This is a genomic window from Janthinobacterium sp. JC611 (assembly GCF_018682595.1).
Taxonomy (GTDB): domain Bacteria; phylum Pseudomonadota; class Gammaproteobacteria; order Burkholderiales; family Burkholderiaceae_D; genus Janthinobacterium.
On sequence record NZ_JAFLJN010000034.1, the window covers coordinates 421,321 to 444,510 of the forward strand.

21 protein-coding genes are annotated in these 23,190 nt (G+C 61.9%); 9 read left to right on the forward strand and 12 right to left on the reverse strand.

Going from position 1 to position 23,190, the window contains the following annotated elements; all coding sequences use genetic code 11:
* Positions 1 to 7: 7 nt before the first annotated feature.
* From J0O65_RS22370 to J0O65_RS22385, 4 genes are all read right to left on the reverse strand, one after another.
* Positions 8 to 388, reverse strand: a complete 381-nt coding sequence (locus J0O65_RS22370; protein ID WP_215409383.1) for a hypothetical protein — start codon at positions 386 to 388, stop codon at positions 8 to 10.
* 86 nt (positions 389 to 474) lie between these two features.
* A complete protein-coding gene (locus J0O65_RS22375) occupies positions 475 to 1,038 on the reverse strand; it encodes a DUF4142 domain-containing protein (RefSeq protein WP_215409384.1) in 564 nt (187 codons plus the stop codon).
* 100 nt (positions 1,039 to 1,138) lie between these two features.
* A complete protein-coding gene (locus J0O65_RS22380) occupies positions 1,139 to 1,789 on the reverse strand; it encodes an SMI1/KNR4 family protein (protein WP_215409385.1) in 651 nt (216 codons plus the stop codon).
* A 3-nt stretch (positions 1,790 to 1,792) separates the two neighbouring features.
* On the reverse strand, positions 1,793 to 2,185 hold the full coding sequence (locus J0O65_RS22385) for a MerR family transcriptional regulator (RefSeq protein ID WP_215409386.1): 393 nt from the start codon (positions 2,183 to 2,185) through the stop codon (positions 1,793 to 1,795).
* Between the two features lie 71 nt (positions 2,186 to 2,256).
* On the opposite strand from J0O65_RS22385, the gene J0O65_RS22390 reads away from it, so the two are divergent.
* A complete protein-coding gene (locus J0O65_RS22390; RefSeq protein WP_215409387.1) occupies positions 2,257 to 3,051 on the forward strand; it encodes an SDR family NAD(P)-dependent oxidoreductase in 795 nt (264 codons plus the stop codon).
* A 3-nt stretch (positions 3,052 to 3,054) separates the two neighbouring features.
* Here the strand turns inward: J0O65_RS22390 and J0O65_RS22395 are convergent, their stop codons facing one another.
* The 3 genes from J0O65_RS22395 to J0O65_RS22405 form a co-directional block, all read right to left on the reverse strand.
* A complete protein-coding gene (locus J0O65_RS22395) occupies positions 3,055 to 4,356 on the reverse strand; it encodes an NRAMP family divalent metal transporter (protein WP_215409388.1) in 1,302 nt (433 codons plus the stop codon).
* Between the two features lie 81 nt (positions 4,357 to 4,437).
* Complete coding sequence (locus tag J0O65_RS22400) at positions 4,438 to 6,441, reverse strand: c-type cytochrome (RefSeq protein ID WP_251373920.1); 2,004 nt, start codon at positions 6,439 to 6,441, stop codon at positions 4,438 to 4,440.
* Between the two features lie 209 nt (positions 6,442 to 6,650).
* Positions 6,651 to 7,547: a LysR family transcriptional regulator gene (locus J0O65_RS22405; RefSeq protein ID WP_215409390.1), complete on the reverse strand. Its 897-nt coding sequence runs from the start codon at positions 7,545 to 7,547 to the stop codon at positions 6,651 to 6,653.
* Positions 7,548 to 7,648: 101 nt separating this feature from the next.
* Here J0O65_RS22405 and J0O65_RS22410 point away from each other — a divergent pair, with 101 nt between their 5' ends.
* The gene (locus tag J0O65_RS22410; protein WP_215409391.1) at positions 7,649 to 9,085 is read left to right on the forward strand and encodes an amidase; all 1,437 of its coding nucleotides are present in this window, start codon (positions 7,649 to 7,651) and stop codon (positions 9,083 to 9,085) included.
* A 9-nt stretch (positions 9,086 to 9,094) separates the two neighbouring features.
* Here J0O65_RS22410 and J0O65_RS22415 read toward each other — a convergent pair whose 3' ends face one another.
* On the reverse strand, positions 9,095 to 9,517 hold the full coding sequence (locus tag J0O65_RS22415) for a DUF2061 domain-containing protein (protein ID WP_215409392.1): 423 nt from the start codon (positions 9,515 to 9,517) through the stop codon (positions 9,095 to 9,097).
* Between the two features lie 220 nt (positions 9,518 to 9,737).
* Here J0O65_RS22415 and J0O65_RS22420 point away from each other — a divergent pair, with 220 nt between their 5' ends.
* Entirely contained in the window at positions 9,738 to 10,511 is a 774-nt protein-coding gene (locus J0O65_RS22420) for a hypothetical protein (RefSeq protein ID WP_215409393.1), read from the forward strand.
* Positions 10,512 to 10,573: 62 nt separating this feature from the next.
* Here J0O65_RS22420 and J0O65_RS22425 read toward each other — a convergent pair whose 3' ends face one another.
* Positions 10,574 to 11,938 carry a chitinase gene (locus tag J0O65_RS22425; RefSeq protein WP_285896813.1) on the reverse strand — a complete coding sequence of 455 codons (1,365 nt, stop codon included), beginning with the start codon at positions 11,936 to 11,938 and terminating at the stop codon, positions 10,574 to 10,576.
* 430 nt (positions 11,939 to 12,368) lie between these two features.
* On the opposite strand from J0O65_RS22425, the gene J0O65_RS22430 reads away from it, so the two are divergent.
* Together J0O65_RS22430 and J0O65_RS22435 are read left to right on the forward strand one after the other, a co-directional pair.
* Entirely contained in the window at positions 12,369 to 13,025 is a 657-nt protein-coding gene (locus tag J0O65_RS22430) for an SDR family oxidoreductase (RefSeq protein ID WP_251373902.1), read from the forward strand.
* Between the two features lie 408 nt (positions 13,026 to 13,433).
* Positions 13,434 to 14,429, forward strand: coding sequence for an IS481 family transposase (locus J0O65_RS22435; protein ID WP_215409394.1), 996 nt, complete (start codon positions 13,434 to 13,436; stop codon positions 14,427 to 14,429).
* A 5-nt stretch (positions 14,430 to 14,434) separates the two neighbouring features.
* Here the strand turns inward: J0O65_RS22435 and J0O65_RS22440 are convergent, their stop codons facing one another.
* Positions 14,435 to 15,895 (reverse strand): DUF8370 family protein, encoded by a 1,461-nt coding sequence (locus J0O65_RS22440; protein WP_215409395.1) that lies wholly within the window; start codon positions 15,893 to 15,895, stop codon positions 14,435 to 14,437.
* A 179-nt stretch (positions 15,896 to 16,074) separates the two neighbouring features.
* Positions 16,075 to 16,353, reverse strand: a complete 279-nt coding sequence (locus tag J0O65_RS22445; protein ID WP_215409396.1) for a hypothetical protein — start codon at positions 16,351 to 16,353, stop codon at positions 16,075 to 16,077.
* A 321-nt stretch (positions 16,354 to 16,674) separates the two neighbouring features.
* On the opposite strand from J0O65_RS22445, the gene J0O65_RS22450 reads away from it, so the two are divergent.
* The 4 genes from J0O65_RS22450 to J0O65_RS22465 all read left to right on the forward strand — a co-directional run bounded on the left by J0O65_RS22450 (position 16,675) and on the right by J0O65_RS22465 (position 21,003).
* Complete coding sequence (locus J0O65_RS22450) at positions 16,675 to 16,896, forward strand: hypothetical protein (protein ID WP_215409397.1); 222 nt, start codon at positions 16,675 to 16,677, stop codon at positions 16,894 to 16,896.
* 182 nt (positions 16,897 to 17,078) lie between these two features.
* The gene (locus J0O65_RS22455; protein WP_251373903.1) at positions 17,079 to 18,116 is read left to right on the forward strand and encodes a zinc-dependent alcohol dehydrogenase; all 1,038 of its coding nucleotides are present in this window, start codon (positions 17,079 to 17,081) and stop codon (positions 18,114 to 18,116) included.
* An 83-nt stretch (positions 18,117 to 18,199) separates the two neighbouring features.
* On the forward strand, positions 18,200 to 18,904 hold the full coding sequence (locus J0O65_RS22460) for a hypothetical protein (protein ID WP_215409398.1): 705 nt from the start codon (positions 18,200 to 18,202) through the stop codon (positions 18,902 to 18,904).
* A 155-nt stretch (positions 18,905 to 19,059) separates the two neighbouring features.
* Positions 19,060 to 21,003, forward strand: a complete 1,944-nt coding sequence (locus tag J0O65_RS22465) for a cytochrome c/FTR1 family iron permease (RefSeq protein ID WP_215409399.1) — start codon at positions 19,060 to 19,062, stop codon at positions 21,001 to 21,003.
* Positions 21,004 to 21,079: 76 nt separating this feature from the next.
* On the opposite strand, the gene J0O65_RS22470 is transcribed toward J0O65_RS22465, so the two are convergent.
* Entirely contained in the window at positions 21,080 to 22,942 is a 1,863-nt protein-coding gene (locus J0O65_RS22470; protein ID WP_215409400.1) for an amidohydrolase, read from the reverse strand.
* Between the last annotated feature and the right edge of the window lie 248 nt (positions 22,943 to 23,190).

Here is a 23,190-nt window from a genome sequence, read left to right on the forward strand (position 1 = left end):
TTCCCGCTCACGCGCATTCAGGCAGGGTCCAGCCTTCATCGCCCAGGTCGGTCGGGTAGATGGCGCGGTTCTGGCCCCAGCGGGCGTGGTCGAGGATGCCGTCTTCATGCATGTCCAGCACCCATTCCGTGCTTTCCAACAAAGTGCCATCCTTGTGATACACGCGGAAGAAGGTGGACGTGCTCAGCGCGCGCACGATGTTGTTCGGCACGCCGTTGCCGTAGTGCGGCACATAGGTCTTGATCACGCACGTGCCCTGGTCGTTCCACTGCTGGGCGTACACCGTGGCATTGCGCGCCGCGCTCACCTTGATGAAGAGCCAGCCTGCCAGCAGGATGAGGAACAGGAAGGCGGCGGCGATCAGGCCGGTTTTCTTGAGTAGCTGCATGAGGTCATGGCATGGCCGAAAACGAAGTTGCCGCATTGTATGTCAAGAGCAGAAATACTTGCTGCACAGCACGTACGGCAAGTATGTCAACGCGTGGCGGTCTGTTTCGCCAATGCCGCCTGCAAGGCGTTCGCCATGTCCAGGTGATGTTGCAGCGCTGACAAGGTTTTCGTGGCAAAAGCCTTGATATCGGGATCGCTGGCCTTCTGGCTGGCATCCCTAAACAGTTTCACGGCGTCCTTGTGCGCGGCCACGCCGATGCTGGCCGCATATTCCTTGTCGAAGGGCTGGCCATCCAGGCGGCTCAGCTTGTCGATCTGCGCCTGGTGCCGGGCGCCAGGCTGGTCGCTGAGCTCGATCTGCCTGCTGCTGGCCAGCTGTTTCAGTTCCTCCGCCATTTGCGTGTGCCGCGTGAGCATGGCGTCGGCGAATTGTTTCACCTCGGGATGGCTGCTCTTGCTTTGTGCCAGTTTGCTGGCGGCAATTTCTGTGCTGCCCGCGTCGGCGGCCTTGCTGAGGAAGCACTTGTCATTGGCGCACGCCCCGGAGGCGATGGTCTTGATGGCGATCCCGCCCAGCAAGGCAACGGCGGCGCCGATGGCCACGCTTTTCAGCGAGGGGACGCGGGAACTGGTGGTGGAGATGCTCATTGGAATTCCTTTCAGCAGTGGTTTTTTCCGCAAGCTGGTGACAATGTTAAGCCGCCAGCCTGCGCGCACCCATAGGAGAGGTGCGGCCATGCCCGTAGGACTAGTCCTGTTCGCCGGCGCACAGTTCCACTTGTTTCAGCGCAAACAGGGCGGTGATGCCGGCATCGCGGCGCCAGGCGGGCATGCCGATATCGAGCCACTGCGCCATCGCGTCCAGGTGGGAGGGCTCCGACACGCTGTGCTCGAGTTCATCGAGCACCGTGTCGCGGTCGATATACAGGCTGTCCAGCCAGGCGTCGAACGAGGGCGCCAGTTCCATCAGGCCGTGGGCGCGCTTGCCCGTCCAGTCCGGCAACTCCTGCACATAGGCCAGCACGCGGCCGCCGCCTTCTTCCGTCAAGTCCAGGTAAAGCATGGAATTGCCGCCATCGCGGGCGAACGGCAGGATGCGCAGCGGCATGTTCGTATGCTGGCGCGCCGCGCGGATCTCGCCGACCAGCGTTTCATCGCAGAAATCGCCTTCGTCGGCGCTGAAAAACGCATTGAAGCCCATCTTTTCCAGGCCGCCATTGCCATCTGGTACATCGCAGCTGTAGTCAAACCAGGCGCCGTTGGCCACTTGCAGGAAGGCCAGGAAGGCCGGCGGCAACGGCGCTTCCAGCAAGGCTTCGATGGCGGCGATCTGCTGCGCCGTGGGGGCAGGCTTGGCGCCCTCGAGCGCCAGGTGGCGGTATTGCGTGTAATAGGTCATTGATTATCCTGGTAAATTTCTTGCGACCGCCACACCGTCCTCGCAGCCCGTCTCCACCTTGGCCAGCGCATCGACGAGGCCGGCGCGCAGCACGGCCATCGAGCGGGCCTTGTCGTCGATCTGGGCAATTTTCGTTTCCAGCATGGCCCGCTTGGTGACCGCGTCGAGCGCATTTTCCTGCCAGACGGCAATGACTTCGGCGATTTCCTTCAAGGTAAAACCCAAGGCCTTGGCGTGGCCGATCAGCTCGATGCGCCGCAGCGCCTGCGCCGAATATTCCTTGTAGTTATTCGTCATGCCCGGCTGCGGCGCCTCATCCAGCAAGCCCTGGCGCTCGTAGAAGCGCACCGTGTCCTTGCTGACGCCCGTCAGGCGGGTGATTTCTCCGATGCGCATCGTTTCCTCTTGACCGTGGACTAAAGACCACAGTTTACATTAGAAACACTTTCAACTACGACACGTTTGCCATGCTCCCATACGACTACTCCAACCAGACCGTGCTGATCACGGGCGCCTCGTCCGGCATCGGCCGCGTCTTTGCGGAAACCCTGGCCGCGCGCGGCGCCCATTTGCTGTTGCTGGCCCGCTCCGGCGCCGTGCTCGACAGCCTGGCCCGGGAACTTTCGCAACGCCACGGCATCCGCGCCCACGCGCTGGTGGCGGACCTGAGCCTGCCCGGCGCTGCCGCGCAAGCCCATGCGCAAGCCTGCGCCCTGGGCATGCCGCCCGATGTGCTGATCAATAACGCGGGCTTCGCCACGCATGGCAGGTTCGAGAGCATCACCCTGGCGCGCCAGGCGGCCGAAGTGACCGTCAATTGCACGGCCCTGATGGAACTGACGCACTGTGTCTTGCCACACATGCTGGCCCAGGGGCGGGGCGCCATCATCAACGTGGCGTCCACAGCCGCCCTGCAGCCCGATCCCTACATGGCGATTTACGGCGCCAGCAAGGCCTTCGTGCTGTCGTTCTCGGAAGCGCTGTGGGCGGAAAACCGCAGCCGCGGCGTGCGCGTGCTGGCCCTGTGCCCGGGCGCCACGGAAACGGCCTTCTTCGACGTGGTGGCCGCGCCCGAGGCGGCCGTGGGCAAGCGCATGGCGCCGCAAGACGTCGTCGATGAAGGCTTGCGCGCGCTGGACCGTGGCCGCAGCAGCCACGTGGCGGGCAGGCCCAACCGGCTGCTGGCCTGGCTGCCGCGTTTGCTGCCGCGCCAGACCGTGCTGGGCATCGTGGAAGGCATGCTCAAGCCGAAAACGGCGTAGGCATCAGAAGATCATGGTGGCGAACATGGCCAGCACGGCCGTCGCCATGACGAGGGTGGCCAGCCAGCCCAGCGCCCGCAGGCGGCGCGAAATGGTGAGCGTGCCCATGATGGCGGGGCGCGACGCCATCACCATCATCAGGGCCATGATGGGCACGGAAATGACGCCGTTGATGACGGCGCTCCAGTACAGGGCCTTGATGGGGTCGAGCGGCGTGAAGCACAGGGCCGCGCCGATCACGGTGGCCGTGACGATGATGCCGTAGAACTTCTTGGCCGCCCTGGGCGCCAGTTCCAGGCTGTTTTTCCAGTGAAAGGCGCCGGCCATGGCATAGGCGGCCGAGCCGGCCAGCACGGGAATGGCCAGCAAGCCCGTGCCGATGATGCCCAGGCTGAACAGGGCGAAGGCGAATTCGCCGGCGATCGGGCGCAGGGCGGACGCGGCTTGCGCCGACGTGTCGATGTGCGTGATGCCTTGCGCGCCCAGGGTCACGGCCGTGGTCAGCATGATGAAAAACGCCACCAGGTTGGAAAAGCCCATGCCGATGGCCGTGTCCGTATTGATGCGCTGGAATTGCCGTGGCGCCTGTTCCGGAGTCCGGCGCAAGGCTTGCGCGCTGGCATCGGCCTGCAAGTCTTCCACTTCCTGCGACGCTTGCCAAAAGAATAAATACGGGCTGATCGTGGTGCCGAACACGGCCACGATCATGGTGACCGAGGCGGCCGTCCAGGTGAATTGAGGCCAGACGGTGCGCAGCGCCACTTCGCCCCAGGGAATGTGCACGGTCAGCACGGTGGCCACGTAGGCCAGCAAGCCCAGGGTCAGCCATTTCAGGAGACGCACGTACTGTTGATAGGGAATGAAGACCTGCAGCAGCAGGGACAGTAGGCCGAAGGCCACGGCGTACAGGTGCGTGGGCCCGCCGACGATCAGGGTCATGGCGTCGCCCATGGCGGCCACGTCGGCGGCGATATTAACGACATTGGCCAGCAGCAGCAAGCCGACGATGGCGTACAGCAAAGAACGCGGATAGTGGCGGCGGATATTCGTCGCCAGGCCGTGCCCGCTGACCCGGCCGATCTTGGCGCTGATGACCTGGATGCCCAGCATCAAAGGGAAGGTCAGGCACACGGTCCACAGCATGCCGAAGCCGAACTGGGCGCCCGCCTGCGCATACGTGGCGATGCCGCTGGGGTCATCGTCGGCCGCGCCCGTGATCAGGCCGGGACCCAGCTTGCCCAGCCAGGTGTCGGACGGGGCCGCCGGCTGGCGGACGGCGTCCACGCCACCGCTGTCGTTCTGCATGCGTGGCTCCTGTGTGGTGGAGCGAGCAGCGTATCACAGGCGGGCGGCGGCTAGCAGGAACGCCGCCGCAGGAAGCACGATTCAGTAGCGCGCATCCTTGGGCTTGCCGCCCTTCGGCCAGTCCTTGACCTTGTCGGGGAAGTCCGGGCGCGGCATGTGCGTAAAATACTCGGCCACGTCGACGGCGTCCTGGTCGGACAGGTTGCCCTGGCCCAGCGGGAATTTCTGGCCGTGGCCCATCACCATGTTGGCCTTGACGAAGCCGGCCGCCGTGTAGGTGCGGGCCATGCCGGCGCCGATATTGAAGGAACGCTCGCCCCACAGCGGCGGGAAGGCGACCACGCCATTGGCGCCCCGCATGCCCTCGCCATTCGCGCCATGGCAGACGGCGCATTGCTCGGCATACACTTTTTTGCCGTGCACGGGATCGGGCAGCAGGCTGCGGGCTATCTTCGCCACGCCGCGTCCCGGTACCTTGTCGTTCGCCTGCGTGGCGCCCTTCATCCAGTCGATGTAGGCGACCATCGCCTGCAGGTCGGGACCGTCCACGGGCAGCGGCTTGCCGTGCATGGAACGGCGGAAGCAGCCGTTGATGCGCTCGCCCAAGCTGATCACCTTGCCGGCGCGCGGCGCTTCCGCCGGGAAGAAGGCGGAAATGCCGAGGAAGGGCGAACCGTTGGCCACCGTGCCGCCATTCAGGTGGCAACTGCTGCAATTGAGGTCATTGCCCACGTTTTGCGGCAGGCGGGCGCGCGTTTCCGTCATCAGCTGCATGCCGTGGATCAATTGACTGGCATTCGGATCGGCCGTCAGGGCGGCGAAGCGGGGCGTGACGAAGCCGCCCGCGTCCGGCGCCTTGAGCTTGAGCTCCTTGCGCACCCTGGCGATCTGCGCAGGCGTGACGGGCGCGCCCTGATTGCCCCACTTGCCGCGCACGAAGGTGAGGATTTCCGCCAGTTCCGTGTCCGACAGGCGGTCATACGCGGGCATGCCGAAGGAGCGCGGCGACTGTTGCGTGACGGCCGACTGCCAGCCCGTCAACGCGATATGGATGACGGAGGTGGCGTCCTTCGATTGCACCGAGTCGTTTTGCGCCAGCGGCGGGAAGATGTTGTCCACGCCACGGCCGTCGCGGCGGTGGCAGGTGGCGCAAAACTGCAGGTAGCCGAGGCCGCCGCGCGTGTTGTACAGCGCATCGTTGCCGGCCGCGACAGCAGGCGCCGGTTTGCTCTGCGGCACTGGCGCGCCCGGCTTGGCCGACAAGCCGTGCAGGTAGTGCGCCAGCGCGTCGAGGTCGGCATCCGTGAAGTACTGCGTGCTGTGCGTGATGACTTCCGTCATGCTGCCGGCCGCCGTGCCGAAGCTGTTGCGGCCCGTTTTCAGCAATTGCACGATGTCGGCCGGCGTCCACAGATTGCGCAGGTTGACCGCATGCCAGCCGTCGAAGGTGAAGCCGGATAAGTAGAGCTTGCCGCTGCCGCCATCCTGGCCCATGGTTTTTTCCTGGAAAGCCACGCCGCGCGGCGTGTGGCAAGAGCCGCAATGGCCGAGCCCCTGGGCCAGATAGCTGCCCCGGTTCCACTTGGCCGACTTGGCGCTGTCGGGCTTGAATGGCGCGTCGTCGAGGAAGACCGCGTTCCACAGTGACAAGCCCCAGCGCATGCTGAACGGCCATTTCATGTCCGTTGCGCGGTTTTGTTGCGCCACGGGCGCCACGCCACGCTGCAAATAGGCGTACAGGGCCTGCATGTCGTCGGGCGTGATCTTCGCGTAGGAAGGGTAGGGCATGGCCGGATACAGATTGTGACCATCCGCCGCCACGCCCTTGCGCATGGCGCGGTCGAATTGCGCGAAGGTGTACGTGCCCAGACCCGTCTTCGCGTCGGGCGTGATATTCGTGCTGTAGATGGTGCCGAACGGCGTTTTCAGTTCCAGGCCGCCGGCCATGGCGGCGCCGTTCGGACTCGTGTGGCAGGCCACGCAGTCGCCCAGGCGGGCAACATACTCGCCGCGCTTGATCAGCTCGGCCGAGGCCGTGGGCGCAGGCGCAGGTGCGGCCACGGCGCTGGCGCAGCAGGCCAGCATGCCCAGGAACAGCAGCCAGGTCGTGATGGGAAAGAAGAAGGCAGGAGGGCGGCGCGAGCCGCGATGCAGGATGGAAATGGCGTTCATGGTGACCCTTTATTATTGCGCGCAAGCTTACGCATTCGTCACCACGGCGAAAATTGGGAGTTTCTTTCGATTAACTAGGTAATCTTCCCTAGTGTCTTCGCCTGAAAAATCGTGTAGGCAGCCTACAAGCCGCCCATGATGCGCTCGCGCAGCCAGCGGTGCGCCGGGTCCAAATGCATGCGCTCGTGCCACACCATGGCCATCTCGTAATCGGGCAGGCTGACGGGCGGCTCCCACGTGCGCAGTGCGCCCAGCGCGTTTTTCAGCAGGCGCGACGGCAGCAGGGCCACCATGTCGGACGCCGCCAGCAGGGGTGGGACGATGAGGAAATGCGGCACGGACAGCACCACCTTGCGCGTCCGCCCCAGCTGTCGCAGCGCCGTATCGACGTTGCTGCGGAAACCGCCGCCGTTGGGCGAGACGACGATGAATTCCAGTGCGCAGAATTGATCGAGGTCGGGCGGCGATTGCAGCAGCGGGTGGTCGCGGCGGCCCGCCAGCACGTAGTGTTCCGTGAACAAAGTGCGGTGGCGCAAGCCGGGCGGCGCTTCTTCCTGTGCCAAAAAGCCCAGGTCGACCTGGCCGCTTTCCAGCGCGTGCGCCATGCGCGCCGGCACCGCTTCGAACACGGCCATGCGCGACAGCGGCGCTTGCGCGCGCAGAGATGGCAGCATGGGCAGCAGGATCGCATACTCGGTGGCGTCGGCCGCCGCCAGGTTCCAGCGCACCTGGGCCGTGGCCGGGTCGAACGCCGACTCCGGCTGCAAGACTTGCTCGAGCTGGGCCAGGACGGCTTGCAAGGGCGCGAACAGGGCCAGCGCGCGCGCCGTGGGCAGCATGCCGCGCGGGCCGGGTAACAGCAGGGGATCGTCGAAGGCGGCGCGCAGCTTGCCCAGCTGCACGCTGACGGACGGCTGGCTCAGGTGCAGCCGCGCGGCCGCCCGCGTGACGTTGCGCTCGATCAAGAGGGCGTTCAGGGTCAGCAGCAAATTCAAATCCAGCTTACGCAAATTGTCCATGACTATACCTAGTATTTACTTTATTCATTTCCGCAATGATAGCGCAAGCCCTACAGTAATTCCTGTGCTTTCCACTCTTCATCCATTACAGGAGCTAACTGATGCAACTCCATGAATATACAAGCTTTGATGGCCTGGGACTGGCCCAGCTGCTGCGCGATGGCCACGTCAGCGCCGCCGAATTGCACGACGCGGCCGTGCGCGCCTGCGCCGCCGTCAACCCGCTGATCAACGCCGTGGTCGAGCTGTGGCCGGCGGACGTGTTCGCCATCGACAACGCGGCGCCGTTCGCCGGCGTGCCCTTCCTGATCAAGGACGTGGCCGTCACGATGGCGGGCCGGCGCAGCGAGGCGGGCAGCCGCCTGGGCGCCGGCCATGTCGCGCCCTTTGATTCCCACCTGATGACGCAATTCCGCGCAGCCGGCCTGGCGACGTTCGGCCGCACGAGTACCCCTGAAATGGCGTTTGCCACCACCACGGAACCCGTGCTGTACGGCGCCACGCGCAATCCGTGGCACCTGGCCTTGAGCGCGGGCGGCTCCAGCGGCGGCGCGGCGGCGGCCGTGGCGGCCGGCATCGTGCCGCTGGCCCATGCGACGGATGCGGCCGGTTCCATCCGCGTGCCGGCCGCCTCGACGGGCCTGTTCGGCCTCAAACCGAGCCGAGGGCGGGTCTCGAACGGTCCCGCCATGGACGAGATATTCAGCGGCCTGGGCGTGCAACTGGGCGTGAGCCGTACGGTGCGCGACAGTGCCGCCTTGCTCGATGCCGTGCAGCGAGTCTTGCCGGGCGAGCCGTATGTGACGAGTCCGCCCAGCCACAGCTGGCTGTCGCAGGTGAGCCAGGAACCGGGCCAGCTGCGCATCGGCGTGCAGCGCGCCGCCTGCAATGGCGCCCATCCTGTGGCTGCCGTGAATAGCGCGCTGGACGCGACCGTGCGCCTGCTGGAAAGCCTGGGCCACCACGTGGAAGAAGTGCAACCTGCGCTGGGCGTGTCGTGGGAGGCCTTCGTGCACGCCAACGCCAGCATCTGGTGCGCCAACCTCGTGCCGTGGATCGATGGCCTGGCGCAGGAAAGCGGACGCGCCGTGTCGCTGGAGACCCTGGAAGCGGCGACCCTGGCCTGCTACCGCCATGGCAAGACGGTCTCGGCGGTGGACTTTGTGGCGGCCCTCGACGTGCGCAACACGGTCACGCGCCACGCCGGCGCCGTGTTCGGCCAGTACGACGTCTTGCTGACGCCCACCATGCCGGATCTGCCATGGCCGCTGGGACGCTATGGCGAAAAGGAGGAACAGCTTGACGGTGTTGACTGGACGGCGCGCCTGTTCGAGCATACGCCCTACACGCCGCTGGCCAACGTGGCGGGCTTGCCCGCCATGTCCGTGCCGCTGGGCATGTCACATGAGGGTGTGCCGATCGGCATGCAGTTCATGGCGGGCTATGCCAAGGATGGCGTGCTGCTGCGCCTGGCTGGGCAGCTGGAGCGGGCGGCGCCGTGGGAGCAGCGTCGCCCGGCCGTGTGGGCAGGGAATTAAGCAGGGCGATTACAGGGCGGCGAGACGGGCCGCGCCCCGGCCTTCCAGGCGAAAGCGGGCTTTTTCCCACAGCCGATCGTGGAAGGGCAGGACGATCACGTTGCAGATCGGCTCGACCACGGCCAGCAAGCCGCCAAAGGCCATGGAACCCGTGGCCCAGTACATGACGCCGAAGGCCACGCCCATGTGCAGGGCCGTCTGGCTGAGCTTTTCGCCGGCCAGGGCGGCAAAGCCCAGGCGGCTGGCGGCGTAGCGGCGGCGGATCGCGTGCCAGGCTTTTTCGTGCCATGGCAGCAGGGCCACGTTGATGACCGGCTCGATGATGGCGGCCAAGCCGCCGAGCGCCAGGGACCCCGTCAGCAAATAGGCGAGGCCGAAGGCGATCGACATGTGCGTGCAAACCTGGCTGACTGTTTTGATGGCGGTGAACAAGGGAGCCTCCTTTTCTGTTGAATTCGCTTATCCTTGATTTAGATAGTAACGATTCTCATTTACAAAAGGAAGTAAAATATGTCAACCGCGACAATAGTGAAAAACTATTTACAAAGTTAGATCGATTGTATTTTATGAAATGTCGTGTTTTAGCCGTCACACAGCGCCTGCGCTCCCTATACCAAGCAGGCCAGTATTTTCTGGCGCATGGGAGAAATGAATGACGACCCTGTTGGATGACATCCTGGCGGCGCCGCAGCCGTGGTCGCAGCAACTGATTGCCGAATGGCGCGATATGTTTCCTGCGCAACATGGTGCCAGCCTCGACGATTTCGTCGTGCGCGTATGCCGGCGGCGCGACGCGCACATGGACATGCGCAATGTGGTGGGCCAGACGGACCACTATGCGGGACAATCGTGGCGCGACGCCGTGCTGGAACCGCAATACCGGCCGGGCAAGATGCGCGACGTCTTTGCCCGATATGAGCGCAACCCCGACTATTATTTCAACGGCGAACTCGACAATGGCATCCGGCTCGGCTCCATCGATGGCGAGAATTGGTACACCGATGGCGGCGGCAATCACCGCACGGTGGTGGCGAAGTTCGCCTGCGACCGCCTAGCTCGGCGGACCGGGCACTATCCGCTGGTGCGCGGGGTGTCGACCTGCCACTACCAGGCCGACATGCTGGCCTGGAGCCTGTTTTGCCAGCTGCGGCAGCGCCACGCGGACCTGATTCAATTGTCCGTTACGCGTGAAGAAGGCCAAAGAACCGTTGTGGCAGGCGCGACGGAAATCACGTGGCGCCTGCGGTTCTTCGTGCAGGATGGGCGTTTTGGCGGAATCGCGCGCGCCGAACATCTCGACGCTGCCCGCTTTTGCGCCTACGCCCGGCATGTGCTGGCCCATGGCGGCAAGCCAGGCTGGCGCGACCGCGTGCTGCACAGCCTGGTCGGCGACCGGGACCGGCTGGTATACCAGTCCCTGGCGTGAGCACGCCTATATAGATAGTGCAGGCCGGAGGAGGGCAGTCCTGCTCCGGCCTGTCTGGCGCCTTACGGCAAGGTCTTCAGCACGTTCTTCGTCGGCGCGGAGAAGTTATAGTTGTCGTGGCGGTCCCAGTTGATCGACCACGTCATCACGCCGCGGAAGTCCGGATACGCCTGCAGCGGCTTGATGGTGCCGCAATTGAGCAGGCGCGTCAGGCAATTCAGTGCATTGCTGACGTCGGCATTCGTCGTGAAACCCGAGCCGGCCGAGCTGCGGCCCGACGGCACGCCAAAGCCCACCTGGTCCGGACGCAGGCCGGCGAAGGTGTTGCCGCCATAGTTAAACCCTTCGATCAGCATGCGCGCCGTGGCCACCAGCTGGTCGGCCGAGCCGGCCTTGATGGCGCCCGTGGCGTACGGCGTGTAGATGTCGCCATTGTTGTAGTACTGCGGGTGCAGCACCGTCAGCTCGCTGCGCAAGGCATTGATGATGGGAATGTAGGCGCCCCAGATGCTGCCATAGCTCGTGTATCCCCCTTCCACATACACCCATTCCGGCGCCATCGACAGGTAAAAACCGTTGCCGACCTTGGTTTTCAGGTTTTTCACGGCGATCGGCAGATAGGTCTGGATGGCCGCGCCTTGCGCCACGCCGTTTTCCAGGTCCAGGTCGATGCCGTCGAAGCCATATTTGGTGATGATGGCGTACAGGCTGTTGGTGAAATTGGTGGCTTCGGCCGTGTTGCCGACCGAAACGGAACCGTTTTGCCCGCCCAGCGACAGGATGACCTTCTTGCCCTTGGCCCGCTTGGCGGCCACGTCGGCGATGAATTGCGCCTCCGTGCCCGCGCCCGGATCGATGGTCAGGCTGACATTGCCGCCGCCCGCGTTGTCGCCGAACGAGACGACGATCACATCCCAGTCATCGCTGACCTGGCTGATCGGATACGTGGCGCCGCTGGGGTTGGTAAAGTTGTGCCAGTAGCCGATCAACGCATGCTTGGCCAGGCCGGTGGGCGTCGGTGTTGGCGTTGGAGTCGGGGTAGGCGTCGGCGTCGGAGTCGGTGTTGGAGTCGGTGTCGGGGTTGGGGTTGGAGTCGGTGTCGGAGTAGGTGTGGGTGTCGGGGTTGGCGTAGGAGTCGGGGTGCCGCACTCTCCCACCGCCGTCCACGGCTGGCCGCTGCCGGCGCCGCCGCTGCTGGTCGACGGGTTATTTCCTTGCGTCCACCAGTTGGCCGTGTAATTGACGTTGTTGTAGCTGGCCTGGCCGCCGCCGTTGTAGGCGGTGCCGCTATTCCATGGCGTGTAGCAGGCCACTGCTGCGCTCGCACCGGCCAGCAGCTGGCTCGCGCCGCCGCTGGATCCGCCGCCGCTGCCGCCACCGCAGGCGGCCAGGGTGCCGCCGAAGAGGGTAAGGATGAGGGTATTCATGACTGTCCGGTTCATTGCATCTCCTTGTGTATTTTTTGACCGACCGGCTGGACACCGTCCGATTTTTTCAGAGTGCAAGCATTGCAGGTGGTAGTCAACTGGTTTTATTCTTTGCGCAAGACCACAATACCAGTTGCCATCTGCTCCCGGGAAAATGGCGATGCGAGCCATACCAGTGGCTGTTTTTCAGCGCGCTGGTATGGTGTCCGGAATGACGCCGGGAGCAGGGCGGGGAAGGGAGGACGACGCACCGCAGCTACGGTGCGGTTTCGTGGCGCAAATCGGCAGGCGGCACGCGCGACAGATCCAGCAGCATCTGCACGGGACAAGGCAATCGGCCGGCACGCATCGGCAAGCTATATCCTGGTTTCCAGCGCGCCCAGTTCCATTTGTTAAAGAAAGCCTGTAACTTCCTGGAAGACACCATGCCATGATGAAAGCGAAAATGATGAAAAAGATATTGATACTGGGTGCAGGCGGACAGGTGGCGCAATGGGTCATCCGCGCCTTGGCGGGCCGTGACGACATCGCCTTGACGCTGTTGCTGCGCAATCCCGCCAGGTTGCCCACGCCAGTCCCGGCAAACGGCAGCGTGCTGGCCGGCGACGTGCTGGACCAGGCATTGCTGCGGCAAACGATGCCCGGACACGACCTGGTCTACGCCAATCTGGTGGGCGACGATATGGAAGACCAGGCCAACAGCATTATTGCCGCCATGCGGGCCTCAGGTGTCGAACGCCTGGTATTCGTGCTGTCGATGGGCATCTACGATGAAGTTCCCGGCAAATTCGGCGCCTGGAACAACGCCATGCTGGCCGAAGACCTGAAACCGTTCCGCCGCGCCGCCGACGCCATCGAAGCATCGGGCCTGGCATACACGATCGTGCGTCCAGCCTGGATGACGAACGAAGACGAAGTCGACTACGAACTGACGCCGCGCCACGCGCCATTCAAAGGCACCGTGGTATCGCGCAAGAGCGTGGCCGACCTGATCGCCAGCATCATCGAAGCGCCAGACTTGCACCGGCACGCCAACCTGGGCGTGAACAAACCGAACACGGACGGGGACAAGCCATATTTCATGTAGCGTGCTCAAGTGCCGCTGGCCAGCGGCGGCGACAGCGGCACGCCGATGGGAGAAATCGCATTTGCGATTGGGGAGTTGGCAAAATGGGGGTTTTCTCAAATTCACCCATAACTTCGCATAATTTATATTATGTCAAATGAAAAGCGGAGGTTACAGATACTTATAGCGGCATTTCCAAAGTGCCGCCCCGAACATCTATGAAGTATTAGTCCCCGGGAAATTTGTACAATCCAGATTCCCAGGGGCTGCATACGACATCAATCCTCTTCACCTACACATCGAAATCTTCTCTTCATTGCTTAACTGTTTAGATATGGGTGATCATATTCCAACTCGCAGCCTGCCATTTTTCAGGGCCAGGTTGCTTTTGAGTACACTGTTGAATCCTGTCACCCAACTACCAGCGCCATGAGCCAAGCCCTTCACAGCCAAGCCCGCACCACTCATCTGATTCGTGACGAAATCCGCAAATCGACGCTCTCTCAACGGGAACTGGCTGAACGCTACAACGTTAGTCGTCTGACGATCCGCAAATGGCAGAACCGCGACAGCGCCGAGGATCTTTCGCACCGGCCACGTACCATGCACACCACGCTCACGCCTGCGCAGGAATTGATCGTCGTGGAGCTGCGCACCACGCTGCTGCTGCCCACCGACGACCTGCTGGCGGTGGCCCGCGAGTTCGTCAATCCAGCGCTTTCGCGCGCCGCCCTGGGGCGCTGCCTGCGTCGCCATGGTGTCTCCAGCCTGCTTGAACTGGCCGCCCGGGAAACCGATCAGCCCGTCACCAAAAAGTCGTTCAAGGACTACGAGCCCGGCTTTTTACATATGGATATCAAGTACTTGCCGCAGATGCCTGACGAAACCGAACGCCGTTATCTGTTCGTCGCCATCGACCGCGCCACGCGCTGGGTCTTCATGGAGATCTATGCCGACCAGTCCGACAGTAGTAGCACCGACTTCCTGATCAAGCTCAACAAAGCCTGTCCGATCACCATCGTCAAGCTGCTCACCGACAATGGCAGCCAGTTCACCGATCCCTTTAGCAGCAGGAAAAAAGACCCGGAAACGGGCGACCGGATTCCCAGCGGCAAGCACGCGTTTGACATGCTATGCAAGCAACTGGCGATCGAACATCGCCTGATCCCGCCACGTCATCCGCAGACCAACGGCATGGTGGAACGCTTCAACGGCCGCATCAGCGAGGTCGTCAACCAGACCCGCTTCGCGTCCAGGGCCGAGCTCGAATCAACACTGCGCAATTACCTGAAAATCTATAACCACAACATCCCGCAGCGTGCTCTCAACAACGAAACGCCGATTCAGGCAATGAAGAAATGGCAGGCGAAAAAGCCGGAATTATTTGTTAAACGTGTTTATAACCAGGCGGGTCTTGACACTTAACTACGTCATGCAAGCATTACTTCCCGAATCCTGTCCGCCAAGAACGTTTCCTCTGGACGGTCCGTCGGAGCAAGAGCCTTGGTTTGCAGTATCGAGACGAGATCGTCGTCAAGTACCGGGATAATGAGTTCTCGTTTGTCCTTCCAAAGGTCGCGGCACCGATCAATTAGGCGTTTATAATTCTCCACGGAGCGACACAGTAACATCCCAAAGTTACCCCTATTAACCGTAAAACGCCCCGCAAGTTGATCCAGTTCCGGGTTTCCTATTTCGCGACCATAATTCTTACATTCGATCATAATGTAAGGACAAGCCACCTTCTTTATTTGATGCAAATCAAAAAGCTGGCCGCTTCGCGCAGCATTATCAAATGTAATGTCAATACGTTTTCGACCATCGTTAATGCCAACCTCTTTCTTCGGACATGAGAGCGTCGGATGAAATATGAGTTCCAATATTCCGACAATCAAACTGTGATAATTTCCAGCATCCTCAGCACCGACAGGTGTATTTATCAATGTTTGAATCAGGTATGCGCACAAATCACCTATGTTTGTCGTCGAATTCAACTCAGAGTTATCCAGCGGCTTCGCATTTCCTTTTGTGAAATCTTTAAAATCCTTAAAGACTTTTGGATGTTTTGCGGTGAACTCCGCAACATAATCTTTGTTCGGTGGTACAACGAATTTTGCCAGGTCTTTTTTTGTTACATAGGAGTCACCAACCTCCTGCCCTTTTTTTGCTTTCCTGTGACGAACATGAGGGCCATTGGATGCAATCTCCTGGATTTTTACAAAGTTCAACACGAAGTGTCGATGGTATCTATCAAAATCGAATGCAATTCCCCGGGAAACAAGACTCTTTGGAACGAGAAGAATAGGCTCGTCATTTATAACCAACATCGTCTCGTGCGAACTTTCCCATTGTCGAGTATCCGCATTCCACCACGGATTTGTGGCTATGCCGTCTATCATTGGAATACCATGAAGTTCGCATTGACTCTGGGTATACTCGATCAAATTTTTCCTAATGATGTTTGTCGTCATGTCAGATACCTTATCCGGCCCAACACCATGAACGAAAATACGAAAATCCTCTAGATCGTGAAGTACACCGGTCACAATAGCCTTACTTGCCATGATACTTTCAAATATTTCACCAGCCTGTTCATCGCCAACCCCGCGTCCTTTTGGTTTGCCTTTCGATGATCCAAGGCAAGTTTCATTTGGTTCGGAAAGATATGAAAATAGTTCTCTAGCTCTCTCTTGCTCACCCTGTTGAATAAGCTCCAAAAAAAACGAAAAAAAGTCAGAAATTGTATTATGGCAACGATCTGCAAATGCATGATTAGACGCCCCAATCAACTGTGAGTCGATGTACAGCTGAATATCGCGCTCGGGATCAATGTCCACAAAATCTAGCTCGGCCTGAGTCTTTTTAAGATTGAATATTTTGCTGATCTGCATACTGTCCTTGAATGTTGTCCTTACTTTGCGAACGCAAAGCGATCGATCACCTCACAGAGGCGACACGCACAGATACAGTCGGGACAAAAAAAATCATATCCTAATTGACAAAAATATTATAGCACCAATACATTCAAGGAAAACAACATCAACCTTTAACACTATTATCGTTAAATTGATCACTCAAAATCGCCACGTCTAGCTCTTACGCAGAACGCATGACAACGGCATTCATCTTTAAAACAGCGTTCACAGACCCGCAACCGCAGGCAATACCGAGCCTGCTGCACCGCCCATTTCGGAACTCCGAGCATGTACATGAAATCTCCAAGCATCCTAGTACGGTTGACCGCCCGCCAGTTGGTGCGCCTGGAGTTACGAATGATCCAGTACTGATTGCGGAATTCATCCTCAATTTGCTCAAGTACCCGCAATGAATTAGCGTCAAAATTTGCCATATCACGTCCCTCCTCCCCGTCAATCAAGGTGGAGAACTGTCAGAACGGACAATCGTCCACCACTTGTGGCAACCCCGGAGCCGTCGCTAGGTACACGACGCCGAGATTGTTGTTGCACCAGGTCTGTAGGCCGTCCATGCAATGACCTGATAGCGCCTGGAATGCGACCTGCGCAGCACGCAGCATATTTGTACAAAACGGTACCCGCCATACATGGACTTCCGGCACTACGATGCCTCTGGAGCGTAAGTAGCGTTTCTGGTCAAGCGCCCTGCACTGTATTTCTTTGCCGCAGTATTTCGCTATGTAACTGGCGATCTTGTGCGCCCCGGCCACGCCGAAGCCGAAACGGTGCGGGTCGCGGACGTGGACTTGGCCCATCTGTTCACCGTTACGAACGCGAAATCGACAAGCCTGAAACTGGGCGATGGCAGCTTCTCGCTGTATCTCAAGTCATTGAAGCTGGGGAAGATGATGAAGTATGAATACGTGCCGGAATTCCAGAGCGCGCTGTATGCCCCGAAGCCACTAATAGACCAATAACAGGCCAAGAACCGGTTTTTGTAGCTGAGTAACTGCCATCCCTTCCCGTATAAGTTGATGTGGATCAATCAATTTTTGAATCGTGTGCAGCAGAATATGATCATTCGCAAGTCTCTGTCGATCTGACCATGGCAGAGCACCTGCGCCCTGCGTTACGCATGACCAACTTCATAAGGAATCATATGACACCCACAACCATGAAAGCCGCCGTTGTCGAGCAACTGGGCCAGCCGCTGGTGCTGCGCGACGTACCCGTGCCGGTGCCCGGCCCCGGCCAGATCCTCGTCAGGACGGAAGCGTGCGGCGTTTGCCACACGGATTTGCATGCGGCGCGCGGGGACTGGCCCGTCAAGCCGACGCCGCCGTTCATTCCCGGCCACGAAGGCATCGGCCTGGTGGTGGCCGTGGGCACGGGCGTGACGGAAGTGCAGCTGGGCGACCGGGTCGGCGTGCCCTGGCTGTATTCGGCGTGCGGCCATTGCGAACATTGCCTGGCGGCCTGGGAGACCGTGTGCGCCGAGGCGCAGTTTGGCGGCTACACCAGGAATGGCGGCTTCGCCGAGTACATCCTGGCCGATCCGCGCTACGTCGCGCACATTCCGGCAGGTCTTTCCGCCGTGCAAGCGGCGCCCATCATCTGCGCCGGCGTGACGAGCTACAAGGGCATCAAGGAAACGGGCGCGCGGCCGGGCCAGTGGCTGGCCGTGTCCGGCATCGGCGGACTGGGCCACCTGGCCATCGAATACGCGGTGGCCATGGGCTTGCGCGTGGCGGCCGTCGATATCGATGAAGGCAAGCTCGAGCACGCGCGCGCCCTGGGCGCCGAAGTGACCATCAATGCGCGCCAGGGCGACCCCGTCGCGGCCTTGCGCGAAGCGACCGGGGGCGGCGCCCACGGCGTGCTGATCACGGCGCCGTCGATCGATGCCTTCCAGCAAGGCGTGGCGATGACGCGCAAGCGCGGCACCTGCGTATTGGTCGGCTTGCCGCCGGGCGACTTCCCGACGCCGCTGTTCGACGTGGTCGCCAATTGCGTGACGATACGCGGTTCCTTCGTGGGCACGCGCCAGGACATGGCCGAGGCGCTCGCCTTCGCCGCCACCGGCAAGGTCAAGGCCGGCATCGAATTGCAGCCGCTGTCGGCCATCAACGAGATCTTCAGCCGCCTGGAACATGGCAAGGTGGCCTCGCGCGTGGTGATCGATTTCAGCGGCAATTGAGTCACGACTGAGCGGCGCCGGTGTGTCGTGCGACGGCCATTCAATGGATGTTGCTACAATTGCATATCATAAAGGACACGCCGATGAAAACCCCTCTCTCTTGCTGGCTGGCCTGCGCCGCCTTCCTCTGCTCCGCACCCGCCGGCGCGGCCGAGCCGGCCGCGTCCTCCTTGCCCGGGCACTATTACCTGCAAGGCGTGATGGAAACGGGCTCCGAACTGCTGCTGAAAAAGGACGGCAAGTTCGAATGGATGCTCAGCTATGGCAATACCGACGAGCAAGCCAGCGGCGAGTGGCGCGTGGCCGGCGACCTGGTGACCCTGGTGGCGGGCAACGGCGGCAAGGAGCCGCAGTTTCGCGTGTTCGAGGAAGCGGAAATGCGCATCCAGAAACCCGCCGAAGCGGGCCTGTGGGTGGCCATCGTCGGCTACCCACAAGTGGGGCCGATGGCCGGCGTGGAAGTGAAATTCGAAGCGCAAAGCGGCAAGACGGCCACGGCCGTCAGCGTGGCGAACGGCGACGCCATCATCCGCATGCCGGCGTCGGAACGCTGGGTGCGCGCCGGCTTGCGCCGCCAGGGCGCGAAGGCCGACTATCAATGGCTGCCCGTGCCGCCCGCGCGCGCGCAGGAACGCATCGCCGCGTTCGCCGTCACCGATCCACAGTGGTTGCGGGGCCAGGCCTTCCAGAAGCTGGCCTTGCGCGTCGTCAAGGGCGGCTTGAAAGTCGACGATGCGGACAACGGACTGGCCAGGGGCCTGTACGCGAAACCGGCATCGAAGCAATAACCTTCCCTCCTCGTTCCATTCTCCAGGCACGCCGTCCTGGTCAAGCATATTGACCAGGACGGCGCTGTTTGCGCCCGCGCACGCCCGTGCGCCGTTGACACCCCGCACTGTCTGTCCTATAGTCCCCGGGTTGACGATAAATGAGAATGAGAATCATGTTCAGTTCTATCAAGAAATGGCTCGTATGCTATCCGCTCGTGGCCGCCAGCTTGTTGCTGGCCGGCGGCGCGCAAGCGCAAGGGGCCGACCAGGGCGCCGGCGCCAAGCAGTTGTGGCAATTGATCGATTACGTTGCCGTCGATTACAGCGGCGCCGTCGAGCACGGCAAGGTGGTCAGCGAGGCGGAATACGCGGAAATGCTCGACTTTACGGACAACGCGACGACGCAGATCACCGCCCTGCCCGCCCACGCCTCGCAGCCGGCCATCGCCGCGGCCATCGCCGATTTGCGCAAAGCCGTCGTCGCCAAGGCGGACGGCGCCGAGGTCAAGCGCCTGGCGCACCATGCGAATGGCTTGCTGATCGCCGCCTACCCGATTCCCGTGGCGCCGAAAACGCTGCCCAAGCTGGCGCGCGGCGCGGCCCTGTATGCGGCCCAGTGCGCTTCTTGCCACGGCGTGGCCGGCGGCGGCGACGGTCCGCTGGCGGCCGGCCTGGAACCGAAACCGATCGCCTTCACGGATGGCGAACGGGCGCAGTCGCGCAGCCTGATGGCGCTGTACCAGGTCATCTCGCAAGGCGTGGCCGGCACCTCGATGGCCAGTTTCGGCCAGCTGTCCGACAACGAGCGCTGGGACCTGGCTTTCTATATTGGCCGCATGTCGCACGACGCGGCGGCAAGCGCACGCGGCGAAAAGCTGTGGCAGGACGATCCACGCAGCAAAAAGCTGTACGCGGACCTGGCCGCCGTGACCACCCTGACGCAGGAAGCGGTCGCCGCCAAGCTGGGCGCGGACGAGGCGCAAGCGCTGACGGCGTATTTGCGCAGCCATCCTGAGAAGGCCGAGGCGCACAAGCCGGCCGGCCTGGCCCTGTCGCGCTTGCGCCTGGCGGAAAGCCTGGCCGCCATGCATGCGGGCGACCGCGCGGGCGCCACACGCCTGGGTCTGTCGGCCTACCTGGACGGCTTCGAGCCGATCGAGCCGATGGTCGGCGCGCGCAACAAGTCCCTGCTGCTGGCCGTGGAAAACGCCATGCTGGCCTACCGTTCCGCCGTGGCCAAGGGCACGCTGGCCGAGGCCGAGGCGGCGGGCGACAAGCTGCAGCAACTGTTTACCCACGTGGAAGCGGAACTGGGCGACGCCAAGGCCGAGCCGATGACGACCTTTGTCGGCGCCCTGACGATCCTGCTGCGCGAAGGCGTGGAAGCGCTGCTGATCGTGATCGGCATCATCGCCTTCCTGCGCAAGGCCAAGCGCAACGATGTGCTGCCTTACGTGCATGCGGGCTGGGCCAGCGCGCTGGTGGCGGGCGGCCTGACGTGGGTGGCGGCAACGTATCTGGTGACCATCAGCGGCGCCAGCCGTGAAGTGAGCGAAGGACTCGGTTCCGTGTTCGCGGCCCTGGTCCTGCTCAGCGTGGGCTTGTGGATGCACCAGAAGAGCAGCGCCGGACGCTGGCAGGAATACCTGCACGAGAAACTCACGGCGGCCATGTCCCGGCGCTCCGCCTGGGGCCTGTTCGCCCTGGCTTTCATCGCCGTCTACCGCGAAGTCTTTGAAACCGTGCTGTTCTATTCCGCGCTGGCGGCGGACGGCAATGGCGGCGCCCTGCTGGGCGGCTTCCTCGTGGCCATCGTGCTGCTGGTGGTGATCGCCTGGGCCTTGCTGCGCACCAGCGCCCGCATGCCGATCGGCAAATTCTTCTCGTGGACGTCCGCCTTCGTGGCCGTGCTGGCCGTGATCCTGATGGGCAAGGGCGTGGCCGCGCTGCAGGAAGCGGGCTGGGTCGGCGTCACTCCCGTCGATTTCATGCGCGTCGACCTGCTGGGCATCCTGCCGACGCTGGAAACCTTGCTGGCGCAGGCGGCCATCGTGGCCATCATCGTCGCCGGCTATGGCTGGAACCGCGTATCCGCAGGCAAGCGCAAGCTGGCCTGACCCTGTGACGCCCCGCAGTAACTGAAAGCCCCCGGTAGCTGCCTGCAGCTATCGGGGGCTTTGACATTGCGGCTGCTTATCGCGTCACTGCCCCTGCGGATGTGGCGGCGCTGTATACTTTCACCCCTGCCAGCCAGGTTTCCTCCACCACGATGTCGCGCAGCTTGCGCACGTTGTCGTCCAGCGGGTCTTGCGCCAGGATCACCAGGTCGGCCCGCTTGCCGGCTTCCAGCGATCCCACCAGATGGTCCATATGGCAATGCCAGGCGGCATCGAGCGTAACCGCGCGCAATGCCGCCATGCGGCTCAGGCGTTCATCCGGATTCAATACCTCTTTCCCCGCCGCCCCTTCCATGGTGCGGAACACCGCCTGCTCCATCATGCGCAAGGGGCCCAGCGGCGAGACGAAATGGTCCGAGTGCAAGCTGATGCGCATTCCCGCTTGCAGCGCCGAATGGCAGCGGTCCAGCAACTGTGCCCGCTCCTGGCCAAAGATGGTCTGCTGGAAGGTGTGTCCCCAATAGCCGACGTGGCCGATGAGGAAACTGGGGTTCAACTGCAGTGTCGCCATTTTCGTGATGGCCTCGTCATTCAGCAGCGAGGCGTGCTCGACGCGCAGGCGCAGCTGGCGCCGTTTCAAGGCTTCCTCTTCGCTGATGCCGCCTGGCCGTGGCGTCAATACCTGCTTGTAGCTGTCCAGCACATATTCCACCGCCTTGTCGCCGTTGGCGTGCACCAGCACGGGCCAGCCGCGCCCCACCGCCTTGTCCAGCATGCGGGAAAACACGGACGTGTCGGGGTAGTTGCTCAAACCGGTGGGCGGCACCTCAGGTATTGCGTGTTCATGCGAGCAGGCATAGGGCTGGCTCTGGTAACCGGTCAGGCCCTGGTTGGAGCCGTCCGCGATCAGCTTTATCGCCTTGATGCTGAAACGCTGGTCGCCGTGAATATTCAGGTCCGGCTTGTAATGATCGAGCCAATTGTCCAGTGCCTTTTCGTCGGGTTTGGTGAACAGCGCTGCGCCGATGCGCACGGGACCGAGATGGGCCGCCAGCTTGAGCAAGCCGATTTCCACCAGCGGCGCATCGGTGGCGCCCAGGCCCGCGTCGAAGACGCTGGTAAAGCCCATGACCGAGGCGCTGTCCAGCACCTGCTTCAGGCACGCGATAAACTCCGGCAGCTTGGGCAGCGGCGCAACCAGCAGCGCCTTGGCGATCCTGATTTCGGTGAGCACGCCGGAAGGGCTATCCTCGATGTTCGCCGCCTTCAGTGCCGCGGTATTAAGATAGGCCAGGTGGCCGGACGAGTTCATCAGCAGGATGGGCACCGTGCTGCTCAGCGTATCGAGCTCGCTGGCGGTGATGTCTTCCCACGACTGCATCAGCGAGGGATCGACGCCGAAGCCCAGCACCCAAGGGTTGCCTTTCTTGTCTTTCGGCAGCTGGTCCGGCTGCCCCAGCGCCGCACCAATTCGCCAACTGATGCTCTTGAAACTGTATTCCGGATCCAGTTCCTGCTGCCGGGGTGCGCTCAGGAACGGCGTGAGCGACAGCCAGCTCTTGTACAGCGCGCTGGGCAGGATGTGCATATGGGGTTCGACGAAGCCCGGCAGCAAGGTGCGGCCGTCCAGGTCCACCTCGCTTGCCTGATGCGGCTGCATGGCCTGGCGCACCTCGTCCAGCGTTCCGGTGGCAATGATGGTGCCGCCGGCGATGCCCAGCGCCGCCACCTGGTCGCTGCCATCCGCAGCCATGGTATGAATATTACCATTATGGAAAATCGTCGCTTGCGGCGTCAGTTTCTGGGCTTGCTGGGGATATGCCTGCTGGAACGCCGCGTCCAGTTCGCCGCTGAGTGCGGTTCCCGTCAACAGGCCGCTTGTCAGCGTAGGCAGGTGAGGTAGGTTGCAGCAGGCGCAACCGAGGTGGTCATGGCTCATGCAGATTCCTGTCAGAGGTTAATGATTTAAAGCAATCAAGTCATCCTTTATTCCGGCTCGAATATACCCAATAACAGAATATCAGGAGAACGCGACGCCTGGATTGGCTTGCTTGTTGCCAGTAACTTCTTCGAAGCATAACGAATTTCCGATCAAAAAACTCAAACATTGTCACGTTAATGCAAATGGCGGCGCGACTGCTTTCCATTTCTTGTTCTGTATTTATTTTCTGCAAGGCATCCCATATG

What these genes read in the sequence shown, in the direction of transcription:
- J0O65_RS22370 (WP_215409383.1), bottom strand. Translation starts at nt 388, where the DNA reads ATGCAGCTACTCAAGAAAACCGGCCTGATCGCCGCCGCCTTCCTGTTC.
- J0O65_RS22375 (WP_215409384.1), bottom strand. Translation starts at nt 1,038, where the DNA reads ATGAGCATCTCCACCACCAGTTCCCGCGTCCCCTCGCTGAAAAGCGTG.
- J0O65_RS22380 (WP_215409385.1), bottom strand. Translation starts at nt 1,789, where the DNA reads ATGACCTATTACACGCAATACCGCCACCTGGCGCTCGAGGGCGCCAAG.
- J0O65_RS22385 (WP_215409386.1), bottom strand. Translation starts at nt 2,185, where the DNA reads ATGCGCATCGGAGAAATCACCCGCCTGACGGGCGTCAGCAAGGACACG.
- J0O65_RS22390 (WP_215409387.1), top strand. Translation starts at nt 2,257, where the DNA reads ATGCTCCCATACGACTACTCCAACCAGACCGTGCTGATCACGGGCGCC.
- J0O65_RS22395 (WP_215409388.1), bottom strand. Translation starts at nt 4,356, where the DNA reads ATGCAGAACGACAGCGGTGGCGTGGACGCCGTCCGCCAGCCGGCGGCC.
- J0O65_RS22400 (WP_251373920.1), bottom strand. Translation starts at nt 6,441, where the DNA reads ATGCTGGCCTGCTGCGCCAGCGCCGTGGCCGCACCTGCGCCTGCGCCC.
- J0O65_RS22405 (WP_215409390.1), bottom strand. Translation starts at nt 7,547, where the DNA reads ATGGACAATTTGCGTAAGCTGGATTTGAATTTGCTGCTGACCCTGAAC.
- J0O65_RS22410 (WP_215409391.1), top strand. Translation starts at nt 7,649, where the DNA reads ATGCAACTCCATGAATATACAAGCTTTGATGGCCTGGGACTGGCCCAG.
- J0O65_RS22420 (WP_215409393.1), top strand. Translation starts at nt 9,738, where the DNA reads ATGACGACCCTGTTGGATGACATCCTGGCGGCGCCGCAGCCGTGGTCG.
- J0O65_RS22425 (WP_285896813.1), bottom strand. Translation starts at nt 11,938, where the DNA reads ATGAATACCCTCATCCTTACCCTCTTCGGCGGCACCCTGGCCGCCTGC.
- J0O65_RS22430 (WP_251373902.1), top strand. Translation starts at nt 12,369, where the DNA reads ATGATGAAAGCGAAAATGATGAAAAAGATATTGATACTGGGTGCAGGC.
- J0O65_RS22435 (WP_215409394.1), top strand. Translation starts at nt 13,434, where the DNA reads ATGAGCCAAGCCCTTCACAGCCAAGCCCGCACCACTCATCTGATTCGT.
- J0O65_RS22440 (WP_215409395.1), bottom strand. Translation starts at nt 15,895, where the DNA reads ATGCAGATCAGCAAAATATTCAATCTTAAAAAGACTCAGGCCGAGCTA.
- J0O65_RS22445 (WP_215409396.1), bottom strand. Translation starts at nt 16,353, where the DNA reads ATGGCAAATTTTGACGCTAATTCATTGCGGGTACTTGAGCAAATTGAG.
- J0O65_RS22455 (WP_251373903.1), top strand. Translation starts at nt 17,079, where the DNA reads ATGACACCCACAACCATGAAAGCCGCCGTTGTCGAGCAACTGGGCCAG.
- J0O65_RS22460 (WP_215409398.1), top strand. Translation starts at nt 18,200, where the DNA reads ATGAAAACCCCTCTCTCTTGCTGGCTGGCCTGCGCCGCCTTCCTCTGC.
- J0O65_RS22465 (WP_215409399.1), top strand. Translation starts at nt 19,060, where the DNA reads ATGTTCAGTTCTATCAAGAAATGGCTCGTATGCTATCCGCTCGTGGCC.
- J0O65_RS22470 (WP_215409400.1), bottom strand. Translation starts at nt 22,942, where the DNA reads ATGAGCCATGACCACCTCGGTTGCGCCTGCTGCAACCTACCTCACCTG.